24 protein-coding genes are annotated in these 23,898 nt (G+C 58.1%); 10 read left to right on the forward strand and 14 right to left on the reverse strand.

The window, feature by feature from the left end:
- Nucleotides 1–96: 96 nt before the first annotated feature.
- Nucleotides 97–888 (forward strand): protein-disulfide reductase DsbD domain-containing protein, encoded by a 792-nt coding sequence (locus tag ACQY4M_RS12110; RefSeq protein WP_428544266.1) that lies wholly within the window; start codon nt 97–99, stop codon nt 886–888.
- Here the strand turns inward: ACQY4M_RS12110 and ACQY4M_RS12115 are convergent.
- The 5 genes from ACQY4M_RS12115 to ACQY4M_RS12135 all read right to left on the reverse strand — a co-directional run bounded on the left by ACQY4M_RS12115 (nt 850) and on the right by ACQY4M_RS12135 (nt 7,797).
- The gene (locus tag ACQY4M_RS12115; RefSeq protein ID WP_428544269.1) at nt 850–4,248 is read right to left on the reverse strand and encodes an efflux RND transporter permease subunit; all 3,399 of its coding nucleotides are present in this window, start codon (nt 4,246–4,248) and stop codon (nt 850–852) included. The two genes, ACQY4M_RS12110 and ACQY4M_RS12115, sit on opposite strands and share 39 nt — an antisense overlap.
- 3 nt (nt 4,249–4,251) lie before the next feature.
- Entirely contained in the window at nt 4,252–5,703 is a 1,452-nt protein-coding gene (locus ACQY4M_RS12120; RefSeq protein WP_428544272.1) for an efflux RND transporter periplasmic adaptor subunit, read from the reverse strand.
- An 81-nt stretch (nt 5,704–5,784) separates the two neighbouring features.
- Nucleotides 5,785–6,276, reverse strand: coding sequence for a hypothetical protein (locus ACQY4M_RS12125; RefSeq protein WP_428544275.1), 492 nt, complete (start codon nt 6,274–6,276; stop codon nt 5,785–5,787).
- A 37-nt stretch (nt 6,277–6,313) separates the two neighbouring features.
- Nucleotides 6,314–6,847, reverse strand: coding sequence for a molybdenum cofactor biosynthesis protein B (gene moaB / locus ACQY4M_RS12130; RefSeq protein ID WP_428544278.1), 534 nt, complete (start codon nt 6,845–6,847; stop codon nt 6,314–6,316).
- 164 nt (nt 6,848–7,011) lie between these two features.
- Complete coding sequence (locus tag ACQY4M_RS12135; protein WP_428544519.1) at nt 7,012–7,797, reverse strand: uracil-DNA glycosylase; 786 nt, start codon at nt 7,795–7,797, stop codon at nt 7,012–7,014.
- 92 nt (nt 7,798–7,889) lie between these two features.
- Here ACQY4M_RS12135 and ACQY4M_RS12140 point away from each other — a divergent pair, with 92 nt between their 5' ends.
- From ACQY4M_RS12140 to ACQY4M_RS12165, 6 genes are all read left to right on the forward strand, one after another.
- Nucleotides 7,890–8,846 carry an aspartate carbamoyltransferase catalytic subunit gene (locus tag ACQY4M_RS12140; RefSeq protein ID WP_428544280.1) on the forward strand — a complete coding sequence of 319 codons (957 nt, stop codon included), beginning with the start codon at nt 7,890–7,892 and terminating at the stop codon, nt 8,844–8,846.
- The gene (locus ACQY4M_RS12145) at nt 8,843–9,262 is read left to right on the forward strand and encodes a hypothetical protein (protein ID WP_428544283.1); all 420 of its coding nucleotides are present in this window, start codon (nt 8,843–8,845) and stop codon (nt 9,260–9,262) included. The genes ACQY4M_RS12140 and ACQY4M_RS12145 overlap by 4 nt, the downstream gene beginning before the upstream one ends.
- Nucleotides 9,259–9,783 carry an aspartate carbamoyltransferase catalytic subunit gene (locus tag ACQY4M_RS12150; RefSeq protein ID WP_428544286.1) on the forward strand — a complete coding sequence of 175 codons (525 nt, stop codon included), beginning with the start codon at nt 9,259–9,261 and terminating at the stop codon, nt 9,781–9,783. The genes ACQY4M_RS12145 and ACQY4M_RS12150 overlap by 4 nt, the downstream gene beginning before the upstream one ends.
- On the forward strand, nt 9,780–11,045 hold the full coding sequence (pyrC, locus tag ACQY4M_RS12155; RefSeq protein WP_428544289.1) for a dihydroorotase: 1,266 nt from the start codon (nt 9,780–9,782) through the stop codon (nt 11,043–11,045). The genes ACQY4M_RS12150 and pyrC overlap by 4 nt, the downstream gene beginning before the upstream one ends.
- Before the next feature lie 3 nt (nt 11,046–11,048).
- Nucleotides 11,049–11,666 carry a glycerol-3-phosphate 1-O-acyltransferase PlsY gene (plsY, locus tag ACQY4M_RS12160; protein WP_428544292.1) on the forward strand — a complete coding sequence of 206 codons (618 nt, stop codon included), beginning with the start codon at nt 11,049–11,051 and terminating at the stop codon, nt 11,664–11,666.
- 87 nt (nt 11,667–11,753) lie between these two features.
- Nucleotides 11,754–12,797 (forward strand): fatty acid desaturase, encoded by a 1,044-nt coding sequence (locus ACQY4M_RS12165; RefSeq protein ID WP_428544295.1) that lies wholly within the window; start codon nt 11,754–11,756, stop codon nt 12,795–12,797.
- A gap of 77 nt (nt 12,798–12,874) precedes the next feature.
- On the opposite strand, the gene ACQY4M_RS12170 is transcribed toward ACQY4M_RS12165, so the two are convergent.
- The 4 genes from ACQY4M_RS12170 to ACQY4M_RS12185 all read right to left on the reverse strand — a co-directional run bounded on the left by ACQY4M_RS12170 (nt 12,875) and on the right by ACQY4M_RS12185 (nt 16,266).
- The gene (locus ACQY4M_RS12170; protein ID WP_428544298.1) at nt 12,875–14,248 is read right to left on the reverse strand and encodes a glutamate--cysteine ligase; all 1,374 of its coding nucleotides are present in this window, start codon (nt 14,246–14,248) and stop codon (nt 12,875–12,877) included.
- Nucleotides 14,249–14,312: 64 nt separating this feature from the next.
- Nucleotides 14,313–14,831 (reverse strand): hypothetical protein, encoded by a 519-nt coding sequence (locus ACQY4M_RS12175; protein ID WP_428544301.1) that lies wholly within the window; start codon nt 14,829–14,831, stop codon nt 14,313–14,315.
- The gene (locus ACQY4M_RS12180; protein ID WP_428544304.1) at nt 14,828–15,214 is read right to left on the reverse strand and encodes a hypothetical protein; all 387 of its coding nucleotides are present in this window, start codon (nt 15,212–15,214) and stop codon (nt 14,828–14,830) included. The genes ACQY4M_RS12175 and ACQY4M_RS12180 overlap by 4 nt, the downstream gene beginning before the upstream one ends.
- A gap of 326 nt (nt 15,215–15,540) precedes the next feature.
- Nucleotides 15,541–16,266 carry a 16S rRNA (uracil(1498)-N(3))-methyltransferase gene (locus tag ACQY4M_RS12185; RefSeq protein WP_428544307.1) on the reverse strand — a complete coding sequence of 242 codons (726 nt, stop codon included), beginning with the start codon at nt 16,264–16,266 and terminating at the stop codon, nt 15,541–15,543.
- Nucleotides 16,267–16,278: 12 nt separating this feature from the next.
- On the opposite strand from ACQY4M_RS12185, the gene ubiA reads away from it, so the two are divergent.
- The 3 genes from ubiA to ACQY4M_RS12200 all read left to right on the forward strand — a co-directional run bounded on the left by ubiA (nt 16,279) and on the right by ACQY4M_RS12200 (nt 19,559).
- Nucleotides 16,279–17,247 (forward strand): 4-hydroxybenzoate octaprenyltransferase, encoded by a 969-nt coding sequence (gene ubiA, locus ACQY4M_RS12190; RefSeq protein WP_428544310.1) that lies wholly within the window; start codon nt 16,279–16,281, stop codon nt 17,245–17,247.
- A gap of 61 nt (nt 17,248–17,308) precedes the next feature.
- On the forward strand, nt 17,309–19,240 hold the full coding sequence (locus ACQY4M_RS12195) for an OmpA family protein (RefSeq protein ID WP_428544313.1): 1,932 nt from the start codon (nt 17,309–17,311) through the stop codon (nt 19,238–19,240).
- Complete coding sequence (locus ACQY4M_RS12200; protein ID WP_428544316.1) at nt 19,233–19,559, forward strand: hypothetical protein; 327 nt, start codon at nt 19,233–19,235, stop codon at nt 19,557–19,559. Before ACQY4M_RS12195 ends, ACQY4M_RS12200 begins: the two co-directional genes overlap by 8 nt.
- 4 nt (nt 19,560–19,563) lie before the next feature.
- Here the strand turns inward: ACQY4M_RS12200 and ACQY4M_RS12205 are convergent, their stop codons facing one another.
- The 5 genes from ACQY4M_RS12205 to ACQY4M_RS12225 form a co-directional block, all read right to left on the reverse strand.
- Nucleotides 19,564–20,007, reverse strand: a complete 444-nt coding sequence (locus ACQY4M_RS12205) for a molybdenum cofactor biosynthesis protein MoaE (RefSeq protein WP_428544319.1) — start codon at nt 20,005–20,007, stop codon at nt 19,564–19,566.
- Between the two features lie 2 nt (nt 20,008–20,009).
- Nucleotides 20,010–20,255: a molybdopterin converting factor subunit 1 gene (moaD, locus tag ACQY4M_RS12210; RefSeq protein WP_428544522.1), complete on the reverse strand. Its 246-nt coding sequence runs from the start codon at nt 20,253–20,255 to the stop codon at nt 20,010–20,012.
- Entirely contained in the window at nt 20,255–20,923 is a 669-nt protein-coding gene (gene pgsA / locus ACQY4M_RS12215) for a CDP-diacylglycerol--glycerol-3-phosphate 3-phosphatidyltransferase (RefSeq protein ID WP_428544322.1), read from the reverse strand. Before pgsA ends, moaD begins: the two co-directional genes overlap by 1 nt.
- Nucleotides 20,924–20,941: 18 nt before the next feature.
- Nucleotides 20,942–22,822 carry an excinuclease ABC subunit UvrC gene (gene uvrC / locus ACQY4M_RS12220; protein WP_428544325.1) on the reverse strand — a complete coding sequence of 627 codons (1,881 nt, stop codon included), beginning with the start codon at nt 22,820–22,822 and terminating at the stop codon, nt 20,942–20,944.
- Nucleotides 22,823–23,110: 288 nt separating this feature from the next.
- The gene (locus ACQY4M_RS12225; protein WP_428544328.1) at nt 23,111–23,893 is read right to left on the reverse strand and encodes an SDR family oxidoreductase; all 783 of its coding nucleotides are present in this window, start codon (nt 23,891–23,893) and stop codon (nt 23,111–23,113) included.
- Nucleotides 23,894–23,898: the final 5 nt, after the last annotated feature.

The following is a 23,898-nucleotide window of genomic DNA, read 5'->3' on the forward strand; positions in this document are numbered from 1 at the left end:
TGTGCAAGGGGCGATAACGGCATCCCTCGCCCGATTGTGACTTCCCTTGGCGAAAATCATACCTATGTTCGCGTTATGATAAAACGAATCCTTATATTGTGCAGCCTACTGCTGATCGCCCCCGCCCTTGCCGCCGCCCAATCCGGCAGTGTCCCCAAAGATGTGTTGAAGCTAACCGTTCTGCCCGGCTGGCGCACCACAACCGGCACGCATATGGCCGCGCTGAAGATCCAGATGAAACCGGGCTGGAAAACCTATTGGCGGGCGCCCGGTGATGGCGGCATCCCGCCGCAATTCGACTGGTCCGGTTCCAGCAACATCCGCAGCGTGCAATTTCACTGGCCCCGCCCCGAGGTCACAAACACCAATGGTATGCGCACCATCGTTTATCATAACGAAGTCATCGTTCCGGTTGAATTCACCCCCGCCAAACCCGGCCAGCCACTAACCCTGATGGGCCGCGTCGATCTGGGGGTCTGTAATGACATCTGTGTGCCCTACAGCACCAGTTTCAGTGCCACCTTGTCGGCAGACATGACCAAAGCCGATCCGGTCATACGTGCCGCCTTGGCCAAACAACCCATGTCCGCTGCAAAGGCTGGTGTGCGCAGAGCGACCTGCGCGATTGAACCCATTTCCGACGGGTTGCGCGTGACCGCGACCATCACCATGCCTTCGACCGGCGCGAACGAGGTGACTGTGATCGAGGCACCGGATCAAAACATCTGGGTGGCCGAGGCCAGCAGCGTACGCAGTGGCAATACCCTGACAGCAATCACCGAAATGGTGCCGCCGTCGAATGCACCCTTCATGCTGGACCGCTCGAAAATCAGGATCACCGTGATGGGGTCAAAACGTGCCGTGGATATTCAGGGCTGCACGGGTTAGCGCACACGCCGCCGCAATCCGAACGCCACAACACCCAGCACATAGGCCAGCAGCGCCAGTGCAGCTGATCCCGCGACAAACAGCCCGAAGGCCTCGGCCATTGATCCGCTGCCCATTGCCAGCGCTTTCGGCAAGGATCCGTTCCAGATCACCGCCCCCAGCGTTGCCGCGAACAGCCCCGCCATCGCCAGTGCCACAGCACCCGTTACCAAAGCCACGGCAGCGCCGCGCCGCCCGGCGCAGCGCCCGCAATTGGCGCCCGAAATCTTGCTGCATGGCCAGCAATGCCGGCACCAGCAACAGCACCAGCACCAATCCGAACCCCAGCCCGTAAACCAGCGTGATCACCGTCGGTTTCAGGAATTGCGCCTGCGAGGATTTCTCGAACAACAGCGGAGCCAACCCCAGAACCGTGGTCAGCGTAGTTAACAACACCGGCCGCAACCGGTCGGCGGTGGCGTCAATAATCGCAGGCACCAGCCCGCGCTCACGGGCATATTCGTCGACCGTGGAAATCAGCACAATCGCATCATTAATAATGATCCCCGTCATGCCGATCATACCCACAACCGTAAACATCGACAGTGGCACATCCCACGCCATATGGCCGTAGATTGTGCCGACAAAGCCGAACGGAATGATTGCCATCACCACCATCGGCCGTGTCCAGCTGGAGAAAATCCACGCCAGCGTCAGGAATATCCCGATCAGGCACAGGCCAAAGCCAACCAGCGCATCCGACAGGAATTCGCGCTCGTCCTCGGACTGGCCTGCCGCTTTCCACTCAATACCAAACCGGCTGGCGATGTCGGGCATGATCACATCGCGCAGCTCTTTCATAATCTCGGCGGCACGCGCCGGATCATCCTCGGAAATATCGCCATTCACCGATACCAGCCGGATACCGTTTTCCCGCTGAACCGTGGAAAAGCCGGTCTTGCTGGTCACCGATACGATATCAGACAGCGGCACATATTGCCCCGCCTTGGTGCGCAACTGCATCCGGTCCAGAAAATCGGCGGTCTTTTCCCCGTCCGGCAGCTCGACCCGAATTTCCGCCGAGCGCGCCCCGTCGGGGTAGGTCGCCGCCTCGATCCCGTTCAACCGGTTGCGCAACACCCGCCCCAAACCGTCAATGGTAAAGCCCAGCGCCTGCCCTTGCGGGGTCAGGTCCAGCACTAGCTCGGCCTTGTCATAGGCCAGCGAATCTTCCAGTCCCGAAACCTCGCCATATTGCGAAAGCGCGGTTTTCAGTGCCTCGGCCGCGGCCTTGAGCGTAGAGGCATCCGCGCCATAAATATCCACCGCCAAAGCATCGCCCGACGGGCCGGAACGCCAGCCACGGAAACTGACGGTTTCGGCCATCGGATGCTGGCGCACCACATCCTGCAGATCGCCGACAAACTGGAAGGATGAATAGGGGCGCAGATCGGGGTCGATCAACTCGATCGCAATCGAGCCAAGCAGCATCTTGTCCTTGTTGCGCGCGCTGGCAATCGGATGGCCGGTGTTGCCGCCAATTTCGGCCACCACATAATCCAGCGGGTTCAGCCCGTAATCCTGCTCGTATTTTGCGGCCAGTTCATTCGTGGCCCGCTGCATCTCGCGCATCATGGCCAGTGTTTCTTCGCGGGTGGCGCCCTCGCTCATCGCAAAGTTACCCGTGACCGAGGAGCGTTCCGGCGCGTTGAAGAACCGCCATGTCACATCGCCCCTAAGGAAATGGCCGACATAGACCGACAACAGCAGCACAATCCCCGCCAGCACCGGATAGCGCGCCCAGATCACCAGTGCCATCAGGCGGCGGAAAACCACATCGCGCACCCAGCCAAACCCGCGGTTGAAAATACGGCTGGGTAGGTCGTACCAATGTCTCTTGTCGGTGTGGGCCAAGGCATGCGCCATATGATTTGGCAGGATCAGGAAACATTCGATCAGGGACGCAATCAGCACCACTGACACGGTGAACGGAATATCGGCAATCAGGTTGCCCATCGTGCCGCCCACCACAATCAGGCTAAAGAATGCAATCACCGTGGTGATGGTGGACGAAAACACCGGTGCGGCCATCCGGCGGGCAGCGTTTTCAGCGGCCTCAATGGGTGGTTCGCCCAACTCCCGCGCCCTGAAATCAGCGTGTTCGCCAACCACAATGGCGTCGTCCACCACGATGCCCAGCGTGATGATCAGCGCGAACAGCGAAATCATGTTGATGGTGATCCCCGCCATATACATCATCGCAATCGCCGCCAGCATTGAGGCCGGAATCCCCGCTGCAACCCAAAACGCCGTGCGGGCGTTCAGGAACAAAAACAGCAGCAGAACCACCAGTCCCAGCCCCATCAGCCCGTTTTCCAGCAGGATATTCAGGCGGCTTGAAATCATCTCGGCCCGCGTGCGGATCAGGTCGATTTTAACCTCGGGTGGCAGGGTCAGCAGCATCTTTTCCGCGACCTGCTCCACCTTGCCCTGAATATCAATTGCATCGCCCCGCGCCGAGCGATCCACCCGCACCGAAATTGCCGGATCATCCCCGACGAAATAGGCGCGGTCACGATCCACACCCGCCACCAGCACCCGTGCCACATCGCCCACCGTCAGGGTGGACCCATCCGCATTACTGCGCAATACAATCGCCGCGATCTGATCGGCACTGCGTTTGGCCACCCCCGTACGCACCCGTGCATTGGCACCGGCGACTTCACCTGCCGGGTCGGCGGCGGCTTCCTCGGCAATCGCGCGGGAAATTTCCTGCATGGTGACATCGTGGCGGATCAACGCTTCAGAGGTGATCTCGACCACCGTTTCCGGCGATGCCACCCCGCGAATGGTGGCCCGCGTCACCCCGCGATTGAACAGGCGTGTGACAAATTCATCGGCAAAGCGCCCCAACTGGTCCACCGCCACAGGGCCGGTGATCACCACATCTGTCACGCGATCCCGCCACGCGCCGCGCCGCACGTTCGGATCATCCGCCTGATCGGGCAAGGTGGTTACCGCATCCACCGCCGCCTGCACCTCGTCCGTGGCGCGGGCCATATCCCAGCCCGGCTCGAATTCGAGGGCAACAATCCCCACACCTTCGCGCGATGTGCTGTTTGACGAAGTCACACCCTCGACCGACAGCAAAACTGGCTCCAGCACCTGCACAATGGCGGAATCCACATCCTCGGCTCCGGCGCCCTGCCAGGCAACGCTGACGGTCACTTCGTCAATCACCACATCGGGAAAAAACTGTGCCCGCATCCGCGGCAGGGCCGCCAGCCCCAACGCCAGCAACACCACCAACAGCAGATTGGCCGCCGTGCTGTGGCGGGTGAAATAGGACAGGATCCCCTTCGAGGCGCCAGTGACAGACATGCCCTAGCCCCCCATCTTTGCTTCGATCCGTTGCACGGTTTGTGCTGGCACCTTGTCCTTGGCCAGTTGCGCCAGAACCTTGGCCTTGGCGTCTTCGGGCATCTGGGCATTGCCTTTGACAAAGGCAATCAAGGCGGCGCGACGTTCCTCGGACAATTCCAGCAGCGCGGCATCCTCTTGCGTCTCACCGGGGCGTACTACCTTGACCTTGATTCCGGCACCCAGCAGCGGCGATCGTTCCGCCACCACATCGCGCCCGACAATTTTAGGCCCGCGCACGATCACATCATCGCCCTGCTTGCGCAGAACCGTCACAGTGACCTGCTCCAACCGGTCACCTTCACCGATCAGCAACACATTACCGCCGGAATCCACTGCAGACGCAGGCAACATAACCACATCGCGCAACACAGGTTCCTTGACCTTCACGGTTACAAAATCGCCGGGCCGAAACCCCTGCGCCGCATCCAGCGTGGCAAACAGCAAGCGACCGGTCAGCCCCTCGCCCACCGCCGCGCTTTCACGGCTGATGCGGCCCTGCGCCACCATATCCGCACCGGATGATTTCAAAACCACCAAAACCGGCGCCTTGATCAGTTTGCCGTCGTCATCCAACAGCCGCGCATATTGGCTGGTGGACAGGCGGAAAGACACTTCCAGCGCGTTCGGATCCACCAGCTGCGCCAACCGTTCGTTCAGGGTCACAACCCCGCCCTGCACGGCCGTCACACTGTCCAATGTGCCGTCAAACCCTGCGTAAATCTCGGTATCGGCCAAGCGCCGTTCAGCCTCGGCCAGATTGACCTTTTGCCGTGTCAGGCGGGTTTTGGCGCGGGTCAGGCGAGCCTGTGCCTGCTGCAATGCCTGCCGGCGCGATAGCACCGCCTGACGGGCCACGGCCTCGGCCAGTTCCGATGCCTCGACCGCCGCATCGGTGCCAACACCACGTTCGCGCAGGTTCTTTTGACGGGTCAACGCCTGAAGGCGAAGCCGGGCCTGTTCCTCGGCTGAGGCAACCTCGTCACGGGCTAGAACCAGTGCCGCTTCGGCTTCTTGTAGCTCGGCTTCGGCCTCGACCAGATCGCCCTTGGCGCGTTCCAGCGCGGAACGTGCGTTTTCGGGGTCAATCCGCAACAGTAGATCACCGGATTTCACCGTTCCGCCTTCGACAAAGCCGTCGGCCAGTTCCACGATCCGGCCCGCCGCTGTGGCGCGCAAATCCAGCACCCGCTGGCTGCGAATTTCGCCAAAGGCGGTCATTTCCGGCACCACATCGCCCGCTTTCGCAGTCAGCACATTGACCGAGAACACCCGTTCACGCCGCGGCTGTGCCTTGCTTTCCTGTGCCCATTTGTCCTGCAAGGCGGAATAAACAGAATTGCCTGCCCACGCCAACATCCCCACTGTCAAAGACAGCAGGAACAGGCCAACAAGGCTGCGTCGCAAGAATCGCATCTGAAAACTTCCCTCTGGATCGCGGTCAGTTCCCAATATAGGCGGCATCAACAGCAGTTACCACACCCGCGAAGGGGATGATCAGTTCACTTCAGACAGGTAAATCCCCAAACCACCCTTCGGGTGGCGAAATACCACAACCCAAAGCACCCCCCGGACCCGCGCATTGACAATGGCCGATTTCAGATCCTCATTGTCAGCCGATGTCATATAGCAAGCGGTATAATACCGTGCCGACCCGAACTGGCTGCGCTGTTTAAGCGAGGCAAAGTAGCCATCATACTGATCCGAGAAATCTCCGTCGCGATCCAGTGTGCCGGTCTTGTGCACATTGGCACGGTCCTGCTGCAACACAGCGGCAACATCATTCAGGCGCACGCCCTTTGAATTTGTCAGATCACGCGGCGCAATCAGCGCGGTATAGGATTCGATCACCCCGACCTGAATCGGTTGCCCCCCATAGCGCAATGTCACCATATCCCCGGCATCCTCGACGCAATCTGCCGCCATACCGGCGACGGGTAAAAGGGCACTTGTTACGACAGCTACAACTTTGAAAAAGTTACGGATCATGACCGTATTCTCCTTGGATATGTGAACTATACGTTTGTTATTTCCGGCGTTTGTGTTCCTCCAGCCGCGGGAAAATCTCGACGAAATTACAAGGGCCGTGGCGGTAATCCAGTTGCACCGACAGGATTTCGTCCCATGCGTCCTTGCAAGCGCCGGGACTGCCGGGCAGGGCAAACAGATAGGTGCCGTTGGCCACACCGCCACAGGCGCGCGATTGAACGGCAGACATGCCCACCTTGGGGAATGAAATCATGGTGAACAGGGTGGAAAAGGCATCCATTTCCTTTTCATACACATCCCTGTGGGCCTCGACCGTTACATCGCGGCCTGTCAGGCCGGTGCCACCGGTGGAAATCACCACATCCACGTCTTTATTTGCACACCATTCGCGCAACTGATCGGAAATCTGTTCGCGTTCATCGCGGAGGATTTTGCGATCAGCCACGATGTGGCCCGCCCCTTCAATCCGGTCAACCAGCGTTTTGCCGGATTTGTCGTCCTCGATCTTGCGCGTGTCCGAAACCGTCAAAACGGCGATGCGGACGGGGATGAATTCTTTTTCGTTCGACATGGTTTCACTTTTCCTGTTTTTCTGTAGCGCACTCATCGCTCCCTGAACGGGCGCTCTTCGATTGTCGCGAAGAAAGCCGTCAGGCTTGATGAGCCGCTCTCTTGGATAGTTTCATTAGCCAATTTTGTCATTGCGTGTCATGCGCCAGATCAAGAAAAGGGAAATTAACCCTCTGCCAATTTTGCCTTCAGCACCAGCAAATCCGCCCAGGCCTCGCGTTTGGCATGGGGGCTGCGCAACAGATAGGCCGGATGGAACATTGGCAGCGCGGGCCGATCCATCACCGTGTCCCAGTTGCCGCGCATCCGTGTGATCCCCTTGCGGCCCAACATTGCAAGGCAGGAAATATTCCCCATCAGCACGATCACATCGGGTGCGACCAGTTCGATATGCCGCTCGACAAAGGGGCGCAGCATGGCGATTTCTTCGGGCGACGGGTCGCGGTTTTGCGGCGGACGCCACGGCAGGATATTGGTGATATAAACGCTGGACGCCGGATCGGGTCCGGCACGATCAAGGTCGATCGCCGCCAGCATCTTATCCAGCAACTGCCCTGCACGCCCCACAAACGGCCGCCCCTCGCGATCCTCGTCACGACCCGGGGCTTCGCCGATGATCATCACCCGCGATTGCGGATTGCCGTCCGAAAACACAAGGTTGCGCGCGCCGCGCTTCAATTCGCAATGCTCGAACGCTGCCAGTGCGGCCTGAAGTGCGGGCAAATCCGCCGCCCCCGCAGCCGCCTGTTTTGCCACAGCCACCGTATCCACCTTAACCGGTTTCGGAGCCGCAGGTGCAGCTTTGGCAACAGGGGCGGATTTGGGCTTGGGGGCTTCGGCAACCAGTTCGTACCGGTTCAGCGGTTCATCCTCGATCGCCTCGTCCGCGCCCAGTTCAACCTGCCATTCCAGCGCGGCCTTTGCGGCGTAATATTCCATTGCAGAATCCATGAGGCCCAAGGTAGGCCCCTTTGCGCCCAAGGTAAATGCCTTGCCGCAAACCCGCGGCTTTTCTATAAGCAGGAAAACAAGGACAGACGCCCATGAGTTTTGACCACAGACACCTCCTTGGAATTGAACACCTAAAGCCCTATGAAATAACCACGATTCTGGATTTGGCAGATCAATATGTCGATCTGAATCGCCGTCAGGTGAAACATTCCGATACTTTGGCCGGGCTGACGCAAATCAACATGTTCTTTGAAAACTCCACCCGCACGCAGGCGTCTTTTGAAATCGCCGGTAAACGGCTGGGCGCGGATGTGATGAATATGGCAATGCAGGCCAGCAGCATCAAAAAGGGCGAAACCCTGATTGATACCGCCCTGACCCTGAACGCCATGCACCCCGATCTGCTGGTGGTCCGCCACCCGCATTCGGGGGCCGTGGACCTGCTGGCGCAAAAGGTGAATTGCGCGGTTCTGAACGCCGGTGACGGCACCCATGAACATCCAACGCAAGCCCTGCTGGACGCCCTGACAATACGGCGCGCCAAGGGGCGGTTGCACCGGCTGAGCATCGCCATTTGCGGCGACATCTCCCACAGCCGCGTAGCGCGCAGCAACATCATGCTGCTGGGGAAAATGGAAAACCGCATCCGTCTGATCGGCCCACCCACTTTGATGCCCGCAGGCATTGCCGAATTCGGGATCGAGGTGTTTGACGACATGCGCGAAGGGCTGGATAATGTGGATGTGGTGATGATGCTGCGCCTGCAAAAGGAACGGATGGACGGCGGGTTTATCCCCTCAAGCCGCGAATATTACCACCGCTTCGGACTGGATGCCGACAAACTGTCCCATGCCAAAGAGGACGCCATCGTGATGCATCCCGGCCCGATGAACAGGGGCGTTGAAATTGACGGCACACTGGCCGATGACATCAACCGCTCGGTCATTCAGGAACAGGTGGAAATGGGCGTGGCGGTGCGCATGGCGGCAATGGATTTGCTGGCACGGAATTTGCGGGCGAAAGATACGTCACAAGGAGTAATGGTGTGAACAAGCCTGACGTAAACGAACGCATTATCCTGACCATTCCCGCCGACCGACGCACCTATAACCGCGAGCACGTGGTGCTCTTCCTGATCGGGGCCATTGGTATGTATGGTGTTCTGTGGGCCATCGGAAACCCCTACCCGTGGACCGGCATTGTCGGGGCGGCGTTTGCCATCATTATTCGCTGGTTCTATGTCGCCTCGGAAGCAATGGGCGTGGTCTGGACCCTGACCGATACCCATCTGATCGGCCCGTCCGAGCGGTCAATCCCTCTGGCCAGCATCAAAACCGTGCGCAGCCTGTTTTCTGCTGTGCAGGTGATCACCCACACCGGTGACAAATACATGCTGAAATATCTGGCCGACCCCGAAGGCACCGTGAATGCCATCCTAACGGCGCGCGACAGGGGGATGGCATGACAATCCCGACCGGTTGGGAAGGTATCTTTGAGCAGGACGAAAAAATCGTCTGGCAAGGGGTGCCCGATGGCAGCGTCCACATTGGTGCACGGCAGATCCCGAAGATGGCTTTTGGCGCATTGTTTGCCGGTTTTGCCTTGTTCTGGATGATTGGTGCCGCCGCAACCGGTGGCAGTTTCTGGATGTTCGGTCTATTGCATTTTACCATTGGTATACTGCTGGCCTTGTCCCCCGTGTTCTGGGGGCCATACCGTCGCCGCCATACATGGTATACACTGACCAACAAACACGCCTTTATCGCCACCGATCTGCCGCTGCTGGGGCGCAAGTTGAAATCCTATCCGATCACAGGCGATATGCCGCTGGAGCTGGAGAAAACGGACATGCCGACGGTCTATTTCGCCGAAGAATGGAAACGGCGCAAGAACGGAAGCTACCGGCACAAGATCGGTTTTGAACGTGTCCCGGACGGACTAAAAGTCTATGGCCTGCTCCGCGACCTGCAGAGAAACAAGCCATGACATTGACCTTTACAAACGCCCGCCTGATTGACCCCGAAACAGGCACCGATACCATCGGCAGCCTGACGATAGAGGATGGCGTGATCACCGGTATCAACACAGCCCCGCGTGGCGATGTGGTGGATTGTGGTTGCAAATGCCTTGCGCCGGGCATTGTCGATATTGGCGTGAAGGTGTGCGAGCCGGGCGAGCGGCACAAGGAAAGCTATCGCACCGCCGGACTGGCCGCGGCGGCAGGCGGGGTGACGACCGTTGTCACCCGCCCCGATACCATGCCCGCCATCGACAGCCCCGAGGTTCTGGAATTCGTTGCCCGCCGCGCGCGCGAAGCATCCCAAGTTCGCATGATCCCGATGGCCGCCCTGACCAAAGGCCGCAAAGGGCGCGAGATGGTCGAGGTGGGATTCCTGAAGGATGCCGGTGCCGCCGCCTTTACCGATTGCGACCGTGTGGTGACAGATACCAAGGTGTTCGCCCGCTGCCTGACCTATGCCCGCAGCCTGAACGCGCTGGTGATTGCCCACCCCCAAGACCCCGTGATGTCCAAAGGCGCGGCTGTAACCAGCGGCAAATTTGCCTCCTTGCGCGGTCTGCCCGCAGTATCACCCACGGCCGAACGTATGGGGCTGGAACGCGATCTGGCCTTGGTGGAAATGACCAATGCCGCCTATCACGCCGACAACCTGTCCACCGCCGCCGCCCTGCCCGCGCTGGAACGCGCCAAGGCGGCGGGGCTGGACGTGACCGCTGGGGCCAGCATCCACCACCTGACCCTGAACGAGTTGGACGTGGGCAACTATCGCACCTTCTTTAAGGTTAAACCGCCCCTGCGCAGCGAGGACGACCGCAAGGCGCTGGTCGCCGCCGTGGCCAGCGGGTTGATCGACATCATATCCTCGATGCACACCCCGCAGGACGAAGAAAGCAAACGCCTGCCTTATGAAGAGGCCGCATCCGGCGCCGTTGCGCTGGAAACCCTGTTGCCTGCCGCGATGCGCCTGTATCACGCGGGCGATATGGACCTGCCGACCCTTTGGCGCGCACTGTCGCTGAACCCTGCAAAACGGCTGGGACTAGAGGGCGGTCGGCTGGCTGAAGGTGCGCCTGCCGATCTGGTGCTGTTCGATCCGGATGCGCCTTTTGTGATGGACCGTTTCAAGCTACAGTCAAAATCGAAGAATACCCCATTTGACGAACAGCGGATGCAGGGCAAAGTGCTTGCGACCTATGTTGGCGGCAAAGAAATATACAGAAAAGGATAACCCATGCCGGAAATCACCAGCAGTATGCAGATGCTGATCCTTGCGGGCGTGTTGGGATATGTGCTGGGGTCGATCCCCTTTGGCATGGTTCTGGCCAAAGTGATGGGGCTGGGCAATCTGCGCGAAATCGGCTCGGGCAATATCGGGGCGACCAATGTTCTGCGCACGGGCAACAAAAAGGCCGCTGCGCTGACACTGCTTTTCGATGCAGGCAAAGGCGCGGTTGCAGTGCTGCTGGCCCGCGCATTCATCGGCGAGGATGCTGCGCAAATCGCTGGGCTGGCGGCGTTTCTGGGCCATCTGTTCCCCGTCTGGCTGGGCTTTCGCGGCGGCAAAGGGGTGGCCACCTTTCTGGGTATCCTGCTGGCGCTTTACTGGCCGCTGGGTCTGGCCGCTTGTGCCACATGGCTGTTTTTTGCGCTGACTTTTCGGATATCGTCGCTCGCGGCGCTCGCCGCAGCCGCATTTTCACCGTTCTGGATGATCATTCTGGGGAATCTGGAGCCTTTGTTCCTGGGAATGGCCCTGACCCTTTTGATCTTTATCCGCCACGGGGCCAACATCAAACGGATCAAGGCCGGAACCGAACCCAAAATAGGCAACAAAAACAGCGCAGCCTAGGGCAATCTGTCCTATTTCCCAAAATACATGTTGTGCAGCGCGATATTCCCTATATCCAAGCGGGAACGACACTTATCAGGCACTTTCATGAACAACCCGAATTCGCCACATATGGCACCGACCGAACCCGAAACCACACGCGAGTGGGTGCGCCATCTGGCAAAATACCGTGATCCAAAGCTGTTTCGCAGCCTTTTGGAGCTAACGGCGACGGCCGGCCCCTTCATCGCCCTTTGGGCGCTGGCATGGTGGTCGCTTTCCTACAGCTATTGGCTGACATTCGCATTATCCCTGCTGAACGGGTTTTTCGTGGTGCGACTGTTCATCATCCAGCATGATTGCGGGCACAGTTCCTATTTCAAAAACCGGATTACAGGCGACTGGGTCGGGCGTGTGCTGGGGGTGTTTACGGTTACGCCCTATGATGTCTGGAAACGGGCGCATAACATCCATCATTCGACTTCGGGCAATCTGGACCGGCGCGAACTGGGCGATATCGATACCATTACCGTAGATGAGTATAAGGCGCTATCACGCTGGGGGCGGTTCAAATACCGTTTCTATCGCAACCCCGTTATCCTGTTCCTGATCGGCCCCAGCTATGTTTTCCTGCTGACCAACCGTTTACCAATGGGCTTGATGAAATCCGGTGCGAAATACTGGTTCAGCGCCCTTGGCACCAATGCCGCCATATTGGTCCTGCTGGCCATCATCGTCTATTTTGGTGGCTGGATGCCGCTACTGCTGATCTTCCTGCCCAGCACCGTGATGGGCGCAACGATTGGCGTTTGGTTGTTTTATGTGCAGCACCAGTTCGAAGACACCTATTGGGATCGCGACGAAAACTGGAACCTGCATGACGCCGCCCTGCACGGAAGCTCGCATTACGTTCTGCCCGAGCCGCTGCAATGGCTGACCGGCTATATCGGCATTCACCATGTGCATCACATGTATGCCCGCATCCCGTTTTACCGGCTAAAAGAAGTGCTGCGCGATTTCCCAGTTCTGAACGAAGCCCAGCGCCTGACAATCCGCGAAAGCCTGTCTTGTGTTAAGCTACAGCTGTGGGACGAAAAGAACCGCAAACTGCTGACCTATCGCCAGATGAAAGAGATGTACGGGGCGGTTTGACACATGCTCATCAAGCCTTGCGGCTTTCTTCGCTGTAAACGAAGAGCGCCCGCAAGGAAGCGATGAGTAGAGCGCTGTCAGTAATTATACTCGCCATAAATCCGGCTCAAATCGCCACCCCACTCGCCATAATACTTCTCCAGCAACTCGTCCGCTGGCACCTTGCCCTCTTCCACGCTGTCGATCAGCGCGTTCAGGAAATGGCGTTCGTCCAGAACCATGCCGCCTGCACCGGGTTTGGCGCGGGCCTTTAATCCCGCTTCGGAAATCGCCAGAACCTCGCGGGCCAGATCCTGCATTACGCGCCCGCCAACCTTGGCCTGAAGCGCGTCTTTGGAGGCCGCCACGCGCCATTCCTCGCGGGTTTCGGCGTCCCAGTGCTTGACCAGATCCCATGCTGCATCCAATGCTCCCTGATCATACATCAGGCCGGTCCAAAAGGCCGGCAGGGCACACAGGCGTCGCCACGGGCCACCATCAGCGCCGCGCATTTCCATATATTGCTTGATCCGCGCCTCGGGGAACAGGGTGGTCAGATGGTCCGCCCAATCCGACATGGTGGGTTTTTCACCCGGCAATGCGGGCAGTTCCCCTTTCAGGAAATCACGAAACGACATACCCAGCGCATTGATATATTCGCCATCGCGATAGACAAAATACATCGGCACATCCAGCGCATATTCGACATAGCGTTCAAACCCCATGCCATCCTCGAACACAAAAGGCAGCATGCCGGTGCGCGAGGCATCCAGATCGCGCCAGATACGCGAACGCCAGCTTTTATAGCCGTTCGGCTTACCCTCGAAAAACGGTGAATTGGCAAACAGTGCGGTGGCCACGGGTTGCAGCGCCAATGCCACGCGAAACTTCTGCACCATGTCGGCTTCGGACCCGAAATCAAGGTTCACCTGAACCGTACAGGTGCGATACATCATCTGCGTGCCGTGGGTGCCAACCTTTTCCATATAGGGCGTCATCAGGGCATAGCGCCCCTTGGGCATCATCGGCATGTCCTCGTGTTTCCAGATCGGCGCCGCCCCCAGCCCCAAAAACCGCACGCCCGCGCCATCGGCTACGGACTGGACCTCGCGCAGATGCACGTTAACCTCGTCGCAGGTCTGGTGGATGGTGCACAGTGGCGCGCCCGACAGTTCCAACTGCCCGCCCGGTTCAAGGCTAATATTGGCCCCGTCCTTGGTCAGGCCAATAATATTTTCGCCCTCATAGATCGGGTTCCAGCCAAATTGCGCCCGCAGCCCTTCCAGAATCGCCTTGATCGAATGGGCACCCTCGTAGGGCAGCGGTTTGTGCGTGTCTTTGCAATAGCCGAACTTTTCGTGCTCGGTGCCGATGCGCCAATCGTCCTTTGGCTTGCAGCCATCGGCCATATACTGTGCCAGATCGGCATGGTTTTCGATCGGGGCGCTGCCGCCGGATTGGGGGATGGACATGTTTCTGGGCCTCGCTCTGTTCGCTATTTTACAAGGCCAGAGTTGGAGCCAAACGCGCGGGATGTCAATGCAGATGGGCTGTGCGTTTTTGCCATATCACGACAGGTTGAGCTGGGCGCGCATTCAGCGCGTTCAGCATCTTTTGCGTGGCAAAGCCGTTCAGCACGCTGAAGGCATCAAACAGGTCTTCGGAATGTTCGGCATCGGTGGGAATCGACAGCGGGGTCTGGCCCAGCTCGACCAACAGCCAGTGATGCGTGCCGGATTCAGCGGGGATCAGTTCAACGCGGATCAGCCCCTCGATTGACACGGCCCCGCCATCGTGTGGGCCAAAATAGATTATCTGCCGTTCATCCACCTGCACCACACCGGCACCACCATCGCCAATACGAAACCGCGCCCTTTGCCAGCCGGCAAACAGGCCCACCGCACCGAATGCCACAACAAACCAGCCGAAACCGGCGATCAACCCATAAGACGTCAGGCCCAGCCACAGCCCCCACAGAAACACCGCCAGCGCCACAAGCACTTCGCGCCAACGCCAGAAAAACGCGCGGGATTCGGGGCGGATGAAACCACTCATCCTTTTCCTTCCTCCCGATCAAGCGGATGCCACTGGTTCAATTCTGCCTTGTCACTTTGGGTGTCATACGGGGCGCGTATGGGTTCAAAAGACATATCGGTAAAATCCCTAATGAGGGATAGTTCCATCCCTTTTCGACGATAAAGCGCGCCGCCCTGTGTGTCATAACGATCCAGCGGCGAGTGCCAATCGTCCCCTTCCAGTATCCGTAGGCGCAATTCACGGGAAAGCGGCGCGCGGCTTCCGTCTGCCAGAACGATACCCGTTGCGACCTGGCGGGTTGGCTCTATCTGGAAAGCGCGGGTCAGACCCTTGGCGCGACCGATGATGTCCTTTGTATCGGGATAGGTATTCACGATATACAGATCATTTCCCACAAACACCCCACCGCCCCCCATGTGTCGCCTTGCGGATAAAGCGCAAGTGCTGTGAAATACGGAGGTCGGCTGATTGCGGTATAGCTCCCTTTGGTTTCGCTATCCCGTTTCCCGTTCAATGCAAAATACAAAAAATGTTTTCCATCAGGAGAAAGGCAACAGCGTTCGGGATAGACTTTGTGGCGCAACCATTGCCCATCTTCAAAGGTGTCATTGTCGGTATTCCATAATATCATCCGAAACACCTTGCTTGGACCTTGCCGCAGGATCACGGCACAAGGCACATCGCGAGCAAAAAACAGGTGCAGGCGGATAATTGGTCGGGTGTTCAACTACCAATCCCCCAGAGTTGCCTGCCACAGCGTGATCGCCGCCACCGCCGCCGTGTCTGCCCGCAGGATGCGCGGGCCAAGGCTGATTTTGGTGACAAAGGGCAGCGCCGAAAGCTGTGCGCGTTCCTCATTGCTAAAGCCGACTTCGGGGCCGATCAGGATGGCCCATTTTTTCTGCCCCTCCTGCGCAGCCAACATTTCCCTCGCCCCCGCAAGGGATTCGTCGCAAAATACCAATTGGCGATCCTCGGGCCAATTGGCCAGCACGGCATCCAGCCGCCGGATGTCCTCAACTTCGGGCACATAGGTTGCGCCGCATTGTTCGGCAGCTTCCAGCGCATGGGCCTGCAAACGGTCCTGCCGGATACGGTCGGCATTGGTGAACCGGGTTTGCACCGGACAAATCCGCGCCACGCCCAGTTCGGTCGCCTTTTCCACGATAAACGCCGTGCGGGCTTTTTTGATCGGGGCGAACAGAAGCCACAGGTCGGGCGGCATTTGCAAGGGTCGGGTTTGCTCAAGGCATTCCAGCGCACCCTTGCGCTTGCCGGCCTCGACCACCTCGGCCAGAAATTCGCCATCCGCACTGTTGAACAACAGCACATGCGCGCCCTGTTTCAGCCGTATCACCCCGAAAAGGTAATGCGCCTGATCGCGCGTCAAAGGAATGGTTTGCCCCACCCCCAATGCCTGCGTTACACAGAGCCTGATCTTTGCTTCTTTCATGGACCGAACCATATGCCCGACACATCCGAATTGCCAGAGCAACAGGGACAGGTTTCCGATGCCGTCAAAGGCAACTGGGTTGATACCCTTGCCCCCGAATGGACCCGCCCCTATCTGCGCCTGAGCCGTGCTGACAGGCCCATCGGCATATGGCTGTTGCTGCTGCCGTGCTGGTGGGGCGTGCTGCTGGCGGCATTGCATGGCGGTGATTTCGGGCGGTTTGATATCTGGATCATCGTCGCCTGTGCTGCCGGTGCATGGCTGATGCGCGGAGCGGGGTGCACATGGAACGACATCACCGATCGCAAGATCGACGCCCAGGTCGAACGCACACGGTCAAGGCCCATCCCGTCAGGGCAGGTCAGCGTGAAAGGCGCGGTTGTCTGGATGGCGCTGCAATCGCTGGTGGCTTTTGCGATTTTGCTGACATTCAACCGCTATACCATCCTGCTGGGCATCAGTTCACTGGCGCTGGTGGCGATTTACCCCTTTGCCAAACGGTTCACATGGTGGCCGCAGGTATTCCTTGGACTGGCGTTCAACTGGGGGGCATTGCTGGCATGGGCGGCCCATGCGGGCCAACTGCACTGGCCCGCCGTGCTGCTGTATCTGGCGGGCATCGCCTGGACGCTGTTTTACGACACGATATATGCCTTTCAGGATACCGAAGACGACGCCCTGATCGGTGTGAAATCCACCGCGCGACTGTTTGGCGACAAGGCGGCGAAATGGCTGTCGGGGTTTATGATTCTATCCGTAACCTTGTTGGCAGCGGCCGTGATTCTGTCGCTTTCAGACAAACAAAACCCCATGGTTATGGTGGTTGCATTGGCCGTGCCATGGGCCTTTGGCTGGCATCTGGCATGGCAAATGCGCATCCTTGATACAAACAATCCACAAATCTGCCTGCGATTGTTTCGCGCCAACCGTGATTCAGGCCTAATCTTTGCGCTGTTTCTTGCCGTTGCGCTATTGCTGTGATTGAACATCTGTAAGATGCAGCCTAGACAGATAAAAACCTCACCGGACAATCCGAGTTAACATGCGCCTTTCCAAAATATTCTCGATCCTTGCCGTTTTTCTGATTGCCGGCGCCGCCAGCACCTTTGGTGCCATGCGCGCAGCAGACTTTATCGAAGAACGCTCACTTGCCGATGTTACAAATGCACTGGTTGCGCAGGACCAAACATGGGTTTCTGTGCATGTGGACGGGCTGCGGGTAGAGCTGACCGGCACTGCACCGGACGAAGCCACACGCTTCAAGGCTCTGACTGTCGCCAACAGCATTGTAGATGCAGAACGGGTGATCAACAGCATGGATGTGCTGGACGCCGCCGCAATTGCGCCACCAAAGTTCAGCGTCGAGATCCTGCGAAATAACGAGGGGATTTCACTGATCGGGCTTATTCCGGCGTCCTCGGACCGTGAAGAGATCGTGTCGTCAATCGAGGGGCTGACCAAAGGCAGCGAAATCACCGACATGCTGGACACAAGCGACTATCCGGCCCCCGAAGGGTGGGAAGCGGCCTTGAAGTTTGGCCTGAATGCCGTGCACGATCTGCCAAAATCCAAGGTTTCGATATCCGAATACGGTGTTGCTGTTACAGCCATTGCAGGCAGTATCGAGGAAAAGCGCAAGATCGAGGCTGCTTTGGCCCGCAAGGCGCCAGATAACATGTCTTTGATCACGAAAATTACGGCCCCGCGCCCAGTGATTACGCCCTTTACTACCCGCTTTGTTATTAACGGGGATAGCGTCCATTTCGATGCCTGTTCCGCCGATAGCGCAGACACCCACGCGAAAATTATCAGTGCCGCGCTGGATGTGGGGCTGAACGGGAAAACCGATTGCACCATCGGGCTGGGCGTGCCGAGCACATCATGGGGCGACGCCGTTGTCAGCGGTATCAAGGCGCTTAAGGATATTGGCGGTGGCAGCATCACCTTTTCGGATGCCGATGTTACTCTGGTTGCGCTGGACACCACCCCGCAGGCCACATTTGACCGCGTGGTGGGCGAGCTGAAAGCAGCCCTGCCCGATGTGTTTTCGCTTCATGCCGTTCTGCCCGAACCCGTAAAGATAGACGGCACAGGCGAAGGCGCAGGATCCCCCGAGTTCGTCGCCACCCTTAGCCCCGAAGGTCAGGTGCAACTGCGCGGGCGCGTTACGAACGAGCGCACACGCGCCGCTGTTGACAGCTATTCCCGCGCCCGTTTCGGCAGCAAGGTCGTTTATGACGCCACCCGTCTGGACGAAGAATTGCCCGACGGCTGGCCGATCCGGGTTCTGGCTGCACTCGAGGCGCTGGCCGAACTGAACCACGGTAGCGTTGTGGTGCAGGAAGACTTTGTCGATGTGCGCGGGGTGACTGGCAATCCTGAAGCCCGGGCAAACGTTGCTCGGCTGTTGTCCGAGAAACTGGGCGCGTCCGAGAATTACGGTATCGATGTCAAATACGAAAAAACACTGGATCCGGTTGCCGGGCTGCTTAAACCTGCTGAATGTGTTGATAATATCAACGACGTACTGTCAGAACGTAAAATCAGCTTTGCGCCGGGGTCGGCGGAACTGGACAGTGCCGGTCAAGCCGTGGTGGACCGGATCGCGGACATCCTGAAAACCTGCAACAAACCCCGGATCGAAATTGCAGGCCACACGGACAGTCAGGGCCGCGAAGTGATGAACCTGAACCTGTCACAGGCCCGCGCCGATGCCGTGCTGCAAGGGCTGATCGCACGCAAGGTTCTGACCACAGGTATGCGCGCCAAAGGCTATGGCGAAACGGTTCCCATCGCCGACAACAAAACCGAAGAGGGCCGCGAGGCCAACCGGCGGATTGAATTCACTCTGATTGTCCCGGAAAAAGTGCAAGAAGAGGCAACGGGCCTTGAACAGATGGAAGCACCGGCAGTAGAACAACCACATACAGACAACAGCCATCCCGAAGCGGCGGAGACCACACCGAATGAATAGAACCGAGATTATCACCGCCATTGCGATCATTCTGTTTGTGGCCTTTGTGCTGGGCTGGTTTGCACATTGGCTGTTGCATCGCTTCACCCGTGTCTCGCAGGCCGATCTGGGCGAGCTGGACAACATGGCCCAGGCCCTGCACGAAGCCGAGGAAACCCGCGATCAGGCGATCACCTATTTGCAACAACGCGAAGCGGAAATGACCAACCAGTTGTCCCAGACCGAAGCGGAATTGTCAGCGGCCATGGACGGTTTGCGGGCCGCACGGCAAGAGGCAGAAGAACTGCGTGCCTATGTGGAAAAGGTTAATCGGGACTAAACGCCTACCATTTGGTCAGCGCATCTTCGTCCTCGTCCTTGGCGGCAACCCATTCGGCACCATCCGTGGTATATTCTTTCTTCCAGAATGGCGCGCGGGATTTCAGGTAATCCATCAGGAACATTGCTGCCTCGAACGCGTCGCCTCGATGGGGCGATGATGTGGCCACCATCATAATCAGATCACCGGGCCGCAAGGTGCCGTAGCGATGGATGATCAGGCAATCCTTCAGGTTCCAGCGCTTCATTGCCTCGGCCTCGATCCCTTTCAGGGCATTTTCGGTCATGCCGGGGTAATGCTCCATCTCCATGCGTTCCAGATTGCCATCCGGTGTGTTGCGCACGATGCCGGTAAAACTGACCACTGCCCCGGCATCATCGCGCCCAAGGGCAAAGGCCTGAACCTCGGCCCCCAGATCAAACGCTTGTTCCTGAACCCGAACGGTCATTTTCAGCCACCCGTCATCGGCGGGAAAAACGCCACTTCGCGCGCACCGGCCAATGGCGCATCAAAATCTGTCAGTTCCTGATCCACGGCCACCCGCAGGGCCGATACGTCCTCGAACGCAGCGGCATAGCGTTCTTCGCGCGCCTTCAGTTCTTCGACCAGATCAGCCACTGTTGCGGCGCCGGTTTCTACCTGTTCTTTCGGCAATCCGATGCGTTCACGCACCCATGCGAAATACAGAACGTCAATCATTTCGTATCATCCTTTAGAAACGGCAGTGCCTTAACAAAGTAGTCCCAGCCGGTAATCAGCGTCAAACCCGCCGCGATCCACAGCAAGGCAATACCGCCATAATAGCTGGCATTCGCACCCTTTTGCACCCAGAGCAATCCATTCAGATCCTCTTGCTGGCCGGTTATAATCGCATCAATCATCTGCGGGTCCATCGCCTGCGTCAGTTCCACAAAGCGATCTGCAAAAATCCCTTGGGAAAACAGCACCGCGATGGCAATCATTTGCGCCGTGGTTTTCCATTTCGCCAGTTTGGTGACTTTCAGCTTGCTGGCCTTGTCCCCCAGATATTCGCGCAGGCCCGAAACGAACACCTCGCGGAAAAAGATCATGGTTGCGGGCAGCAATATCCACGGTTTCACGCCGGAAAACCCGATGATCACCAATAGGGCAATCAACACCATCGCCTTATCCGCGATCGGGTCCAGCATGGCGCCGAACTTGCTCTCTTGTTTCCAAGCCCGTGCCAGATAGCCATCGACGAAATCCGTCAACGCAGCCGTTACGAACAAGATCAGTGCAAACCAGTCCGCCCAAGGGGTGTTGAAATACAGAAACATCACCGCCAAAGCGGGCGCCGCCAGCAGGCGGATCACAGTCAGGATATTGGGCACATTCCATGTCATATCGCTATCCTTAACCGCTCAACCTTTGTCATGGAAGAAGTCATAGAGTGTTTCTGCCAACCGGTGCGAAATTCCCTCAACTTTCTTAAGATCTTCTAACCCCGCACGGCTGACCGCCTTGGCACTGCCGAAATGTGCCAGAAGGGCGCGTTTTCGGGCCGCACCGACGCCCGGAACCCCATCCAGAGGCGTTGCACCCATTGCTTTGGCTCGTTTGGCGCGGTGGGTGCCGATGGCAAAACGGTGCACTTCGTCACGCAGGCGCTGCACAAAATAAAGCACCGGATCATTATGCCGCAGGGCAAAGGGGCGTTTGCCGGTGCGATAAAATTCCTCTTTGCCCGCATCGCGGTCCTCGCCTTTGGCCACGCCGACCATCGCAATATCGTCCACCCCGTATTCGCGCATGATCTCGGCCACCGCCGAAACCTGCCCCGCGCCGCCGTCAATCAACAGCAGGTCGGGCCAGTTGTCGCCTTTGCGATCGGGGTCTTCTTTCAACAGGCGTTTGAACCGGCGGCCCAGCACCTCTTTCATCATGCCGAAATCATCACCGGGGGTCAGCTCGGTATCCTTGATGTTGAACTTGCGGTACTGGCTTTTGATATAGCCCTCAGGCCCCGCCACAATCATCGCCCCGACCGCATGGGCGCCCTGAATATGCGAGTTGTCGTAAACCTCGATCCTTTTGGGGGCTGCGTCCAGATCAAAGGCTTCGGCCAGCCCTTTCAACAGTTTCGCCTGTGTTGCGGTTTCCGCCATCCGGCGGGCCAGACTTTCGCGGGCGTTGCGGGCGGCACCTTCGACCAGTTCGGCCTTTTCGCCGCGTTTGGGCACGATCAGTTCTACCTTGCGACCGGCCTTCTGGCTTAGTACCTCTTGCATCAGGTCGTCGTTTTCAATCGGGTGGGACAGCAAAATCTGGCGTGGCGGTTGTTTGTTGTCATAAAACTGCCCAAGGAAGGCCTCGAGCACCTCGCGTTCCTCGGCCCCTGCGCCGGTGCGCGGATAGAAATCCTTGTTGCCCCAATTCTGGTTGGCGCGGATAAAGAACACCTGAACGCAAGCCTGCCCGCCCTCCATATGCAGGGCAATCACGTCCGCCTCGGCCACGGTTTGCGGGTTGATGCCCTGCACCTGCTGCACCTGCGTCAACGCCTTGATCCGGTCGCGCAGGGCGGCGGCGCGTTCAAACTCCAACGCATCGCTGGCCTGTTGCATTTGGGCTGCCAGTTCACCCTGAACCTTGGTCGATTTGCCGGACAAAAACTGTTCGGCATCCCGCACCAGATCGGCGTAACCGGATTCTGTGATCAACCCGACACACGGCCCCGAGCACCGCTTGATCTGATACAGCAGACAGGGCCGCGTCCGACCGGAAAACACCGAATCCGAACAGTTGCGCAGCAGGAACACCTTTTGCAACTGGTTCAGCACACGATTGACCGCACCGGCACTTGCGAAGGGGCCGAAATAGCTGCCGGCCTCGCCCTTGCGGCCACGGTGTTTTTTGATCTGCGCAAAAGGGTGGGTTTTGGCCAGCAGGATCGAAGGGAAGCTTTTGTCATCGCGCAGCAGCACGTTGTAATAGGGTTTCAACTGCTTGATCAGGTTCTGTTCCAGCAACAGCGCTTCGGTTTCCGTTTTGGTGGTCAGAAACATCATGCTGGCGGTTTGGTGGATCATTCGCGCAATCCGCACCGTATGCCCGCGCGAGTTGGCGTAGTTTGACACACGTTTCTTCAGATGCCGCGCCTTGCCGACATACAGAACCCGCCCCTCAGCATCCAGCATCCGGTACACGCCGGGACTGCCGTCCAACGTGTTCAGATAGCTGCGGATCAACGCATGCCCCGTCAAGGGTGCGTCTGCCGGTTTGTCGTCTATCGCGTCGCTCATCTGCGCCCCAAAGTGATTCCCGCCTGTGGCTGCAACCTTATCCGTTATCTGGCAAGAGAAAACATCTCCACCGGAACTGTGGATAAGTTTGTAGGTAACTTTCCCCCATCCCGAATTTTTCGTTTAATTCGGGCAATTTCGCCGAATTGCCTAATTTTTAGGCGATTTCTTAAGTAACTGTTTTTGCATGATATTTTTCTTTCCACAGGGCAAATTATTGAATTCATTAAGAAAATTCTAACAGCATTGTGACCGATTGATCAAAAGTGCACAACTTTGGCCAAAGGATCACTCAACCCCAAGCACATCAGAGGTTTTCCATGCCAGATTCTGCCCACCATCCACACACAAAAGCTGGCCCGTTACGGCCGGAGCATCCAGAAAATAGCCAAGCGCCGCTGTCACATCTTCCGGATGCGCACCACGCCCCAGCGGCACATTGGCGCGCTGGTTGCTAAAGTGGTCCTCGGACTGCCGCGCGCCGCGCAATGTTGGCCCCGGACCAATCGCATTGACGCGAATATCGGGGGCCAGCGCCTGTGCGGCGGTTTGGGTAAAGGCCCACAGGCCCATCTTGGCAATCGTGTAGGTCATGAATTCGGGAGTCAGTTTACGCACCCGCTGATCCAGCATATTCACCACCAGCGCGGGTGATAACGGTTCACCATTTTCATCCCGCGTTGCCTTGGGGGCCTGTGCGGCGAAACACTGGGTCAGCACAAATGGCGCCCTCAGGTTTGATCCGATATGCCGGTCCCAGCTTTCGCGGCTGGCCGTTTGCAGCGTGTCATATTCAAAAATCGAGGCGTTATTAACCAGACAATTAATTGCTCCGCCCAAACCATCGACGGCACGGCCGGTCAACGCCTGAACCTCGGCTTCATTCAGCAGATCGGCTTGCAGGGCAACGGCCTGTTGGCCCATGGCCTGTATCTGTGCCACAACTTCGTTTGCGTCTTTTTTGGAACTGGCATAATGCACCGCAACGTCATAGCCGCGCCCCGCCAGATAGAGCGCCATTGCACGCCCCAGCCGGATGCCTGCCCCCGTTACCAATGCGCGTTTTGTCATATCGC

Origin of the sequence: Profundibacter sp. (assembly GCF_965277155.1) — a bacterium.
GTDB lineage: Bacteria > Pseudomonadota > Alphaproteobacteria > Rhodobacterales > Rhodobacteraceae > Profundibacter.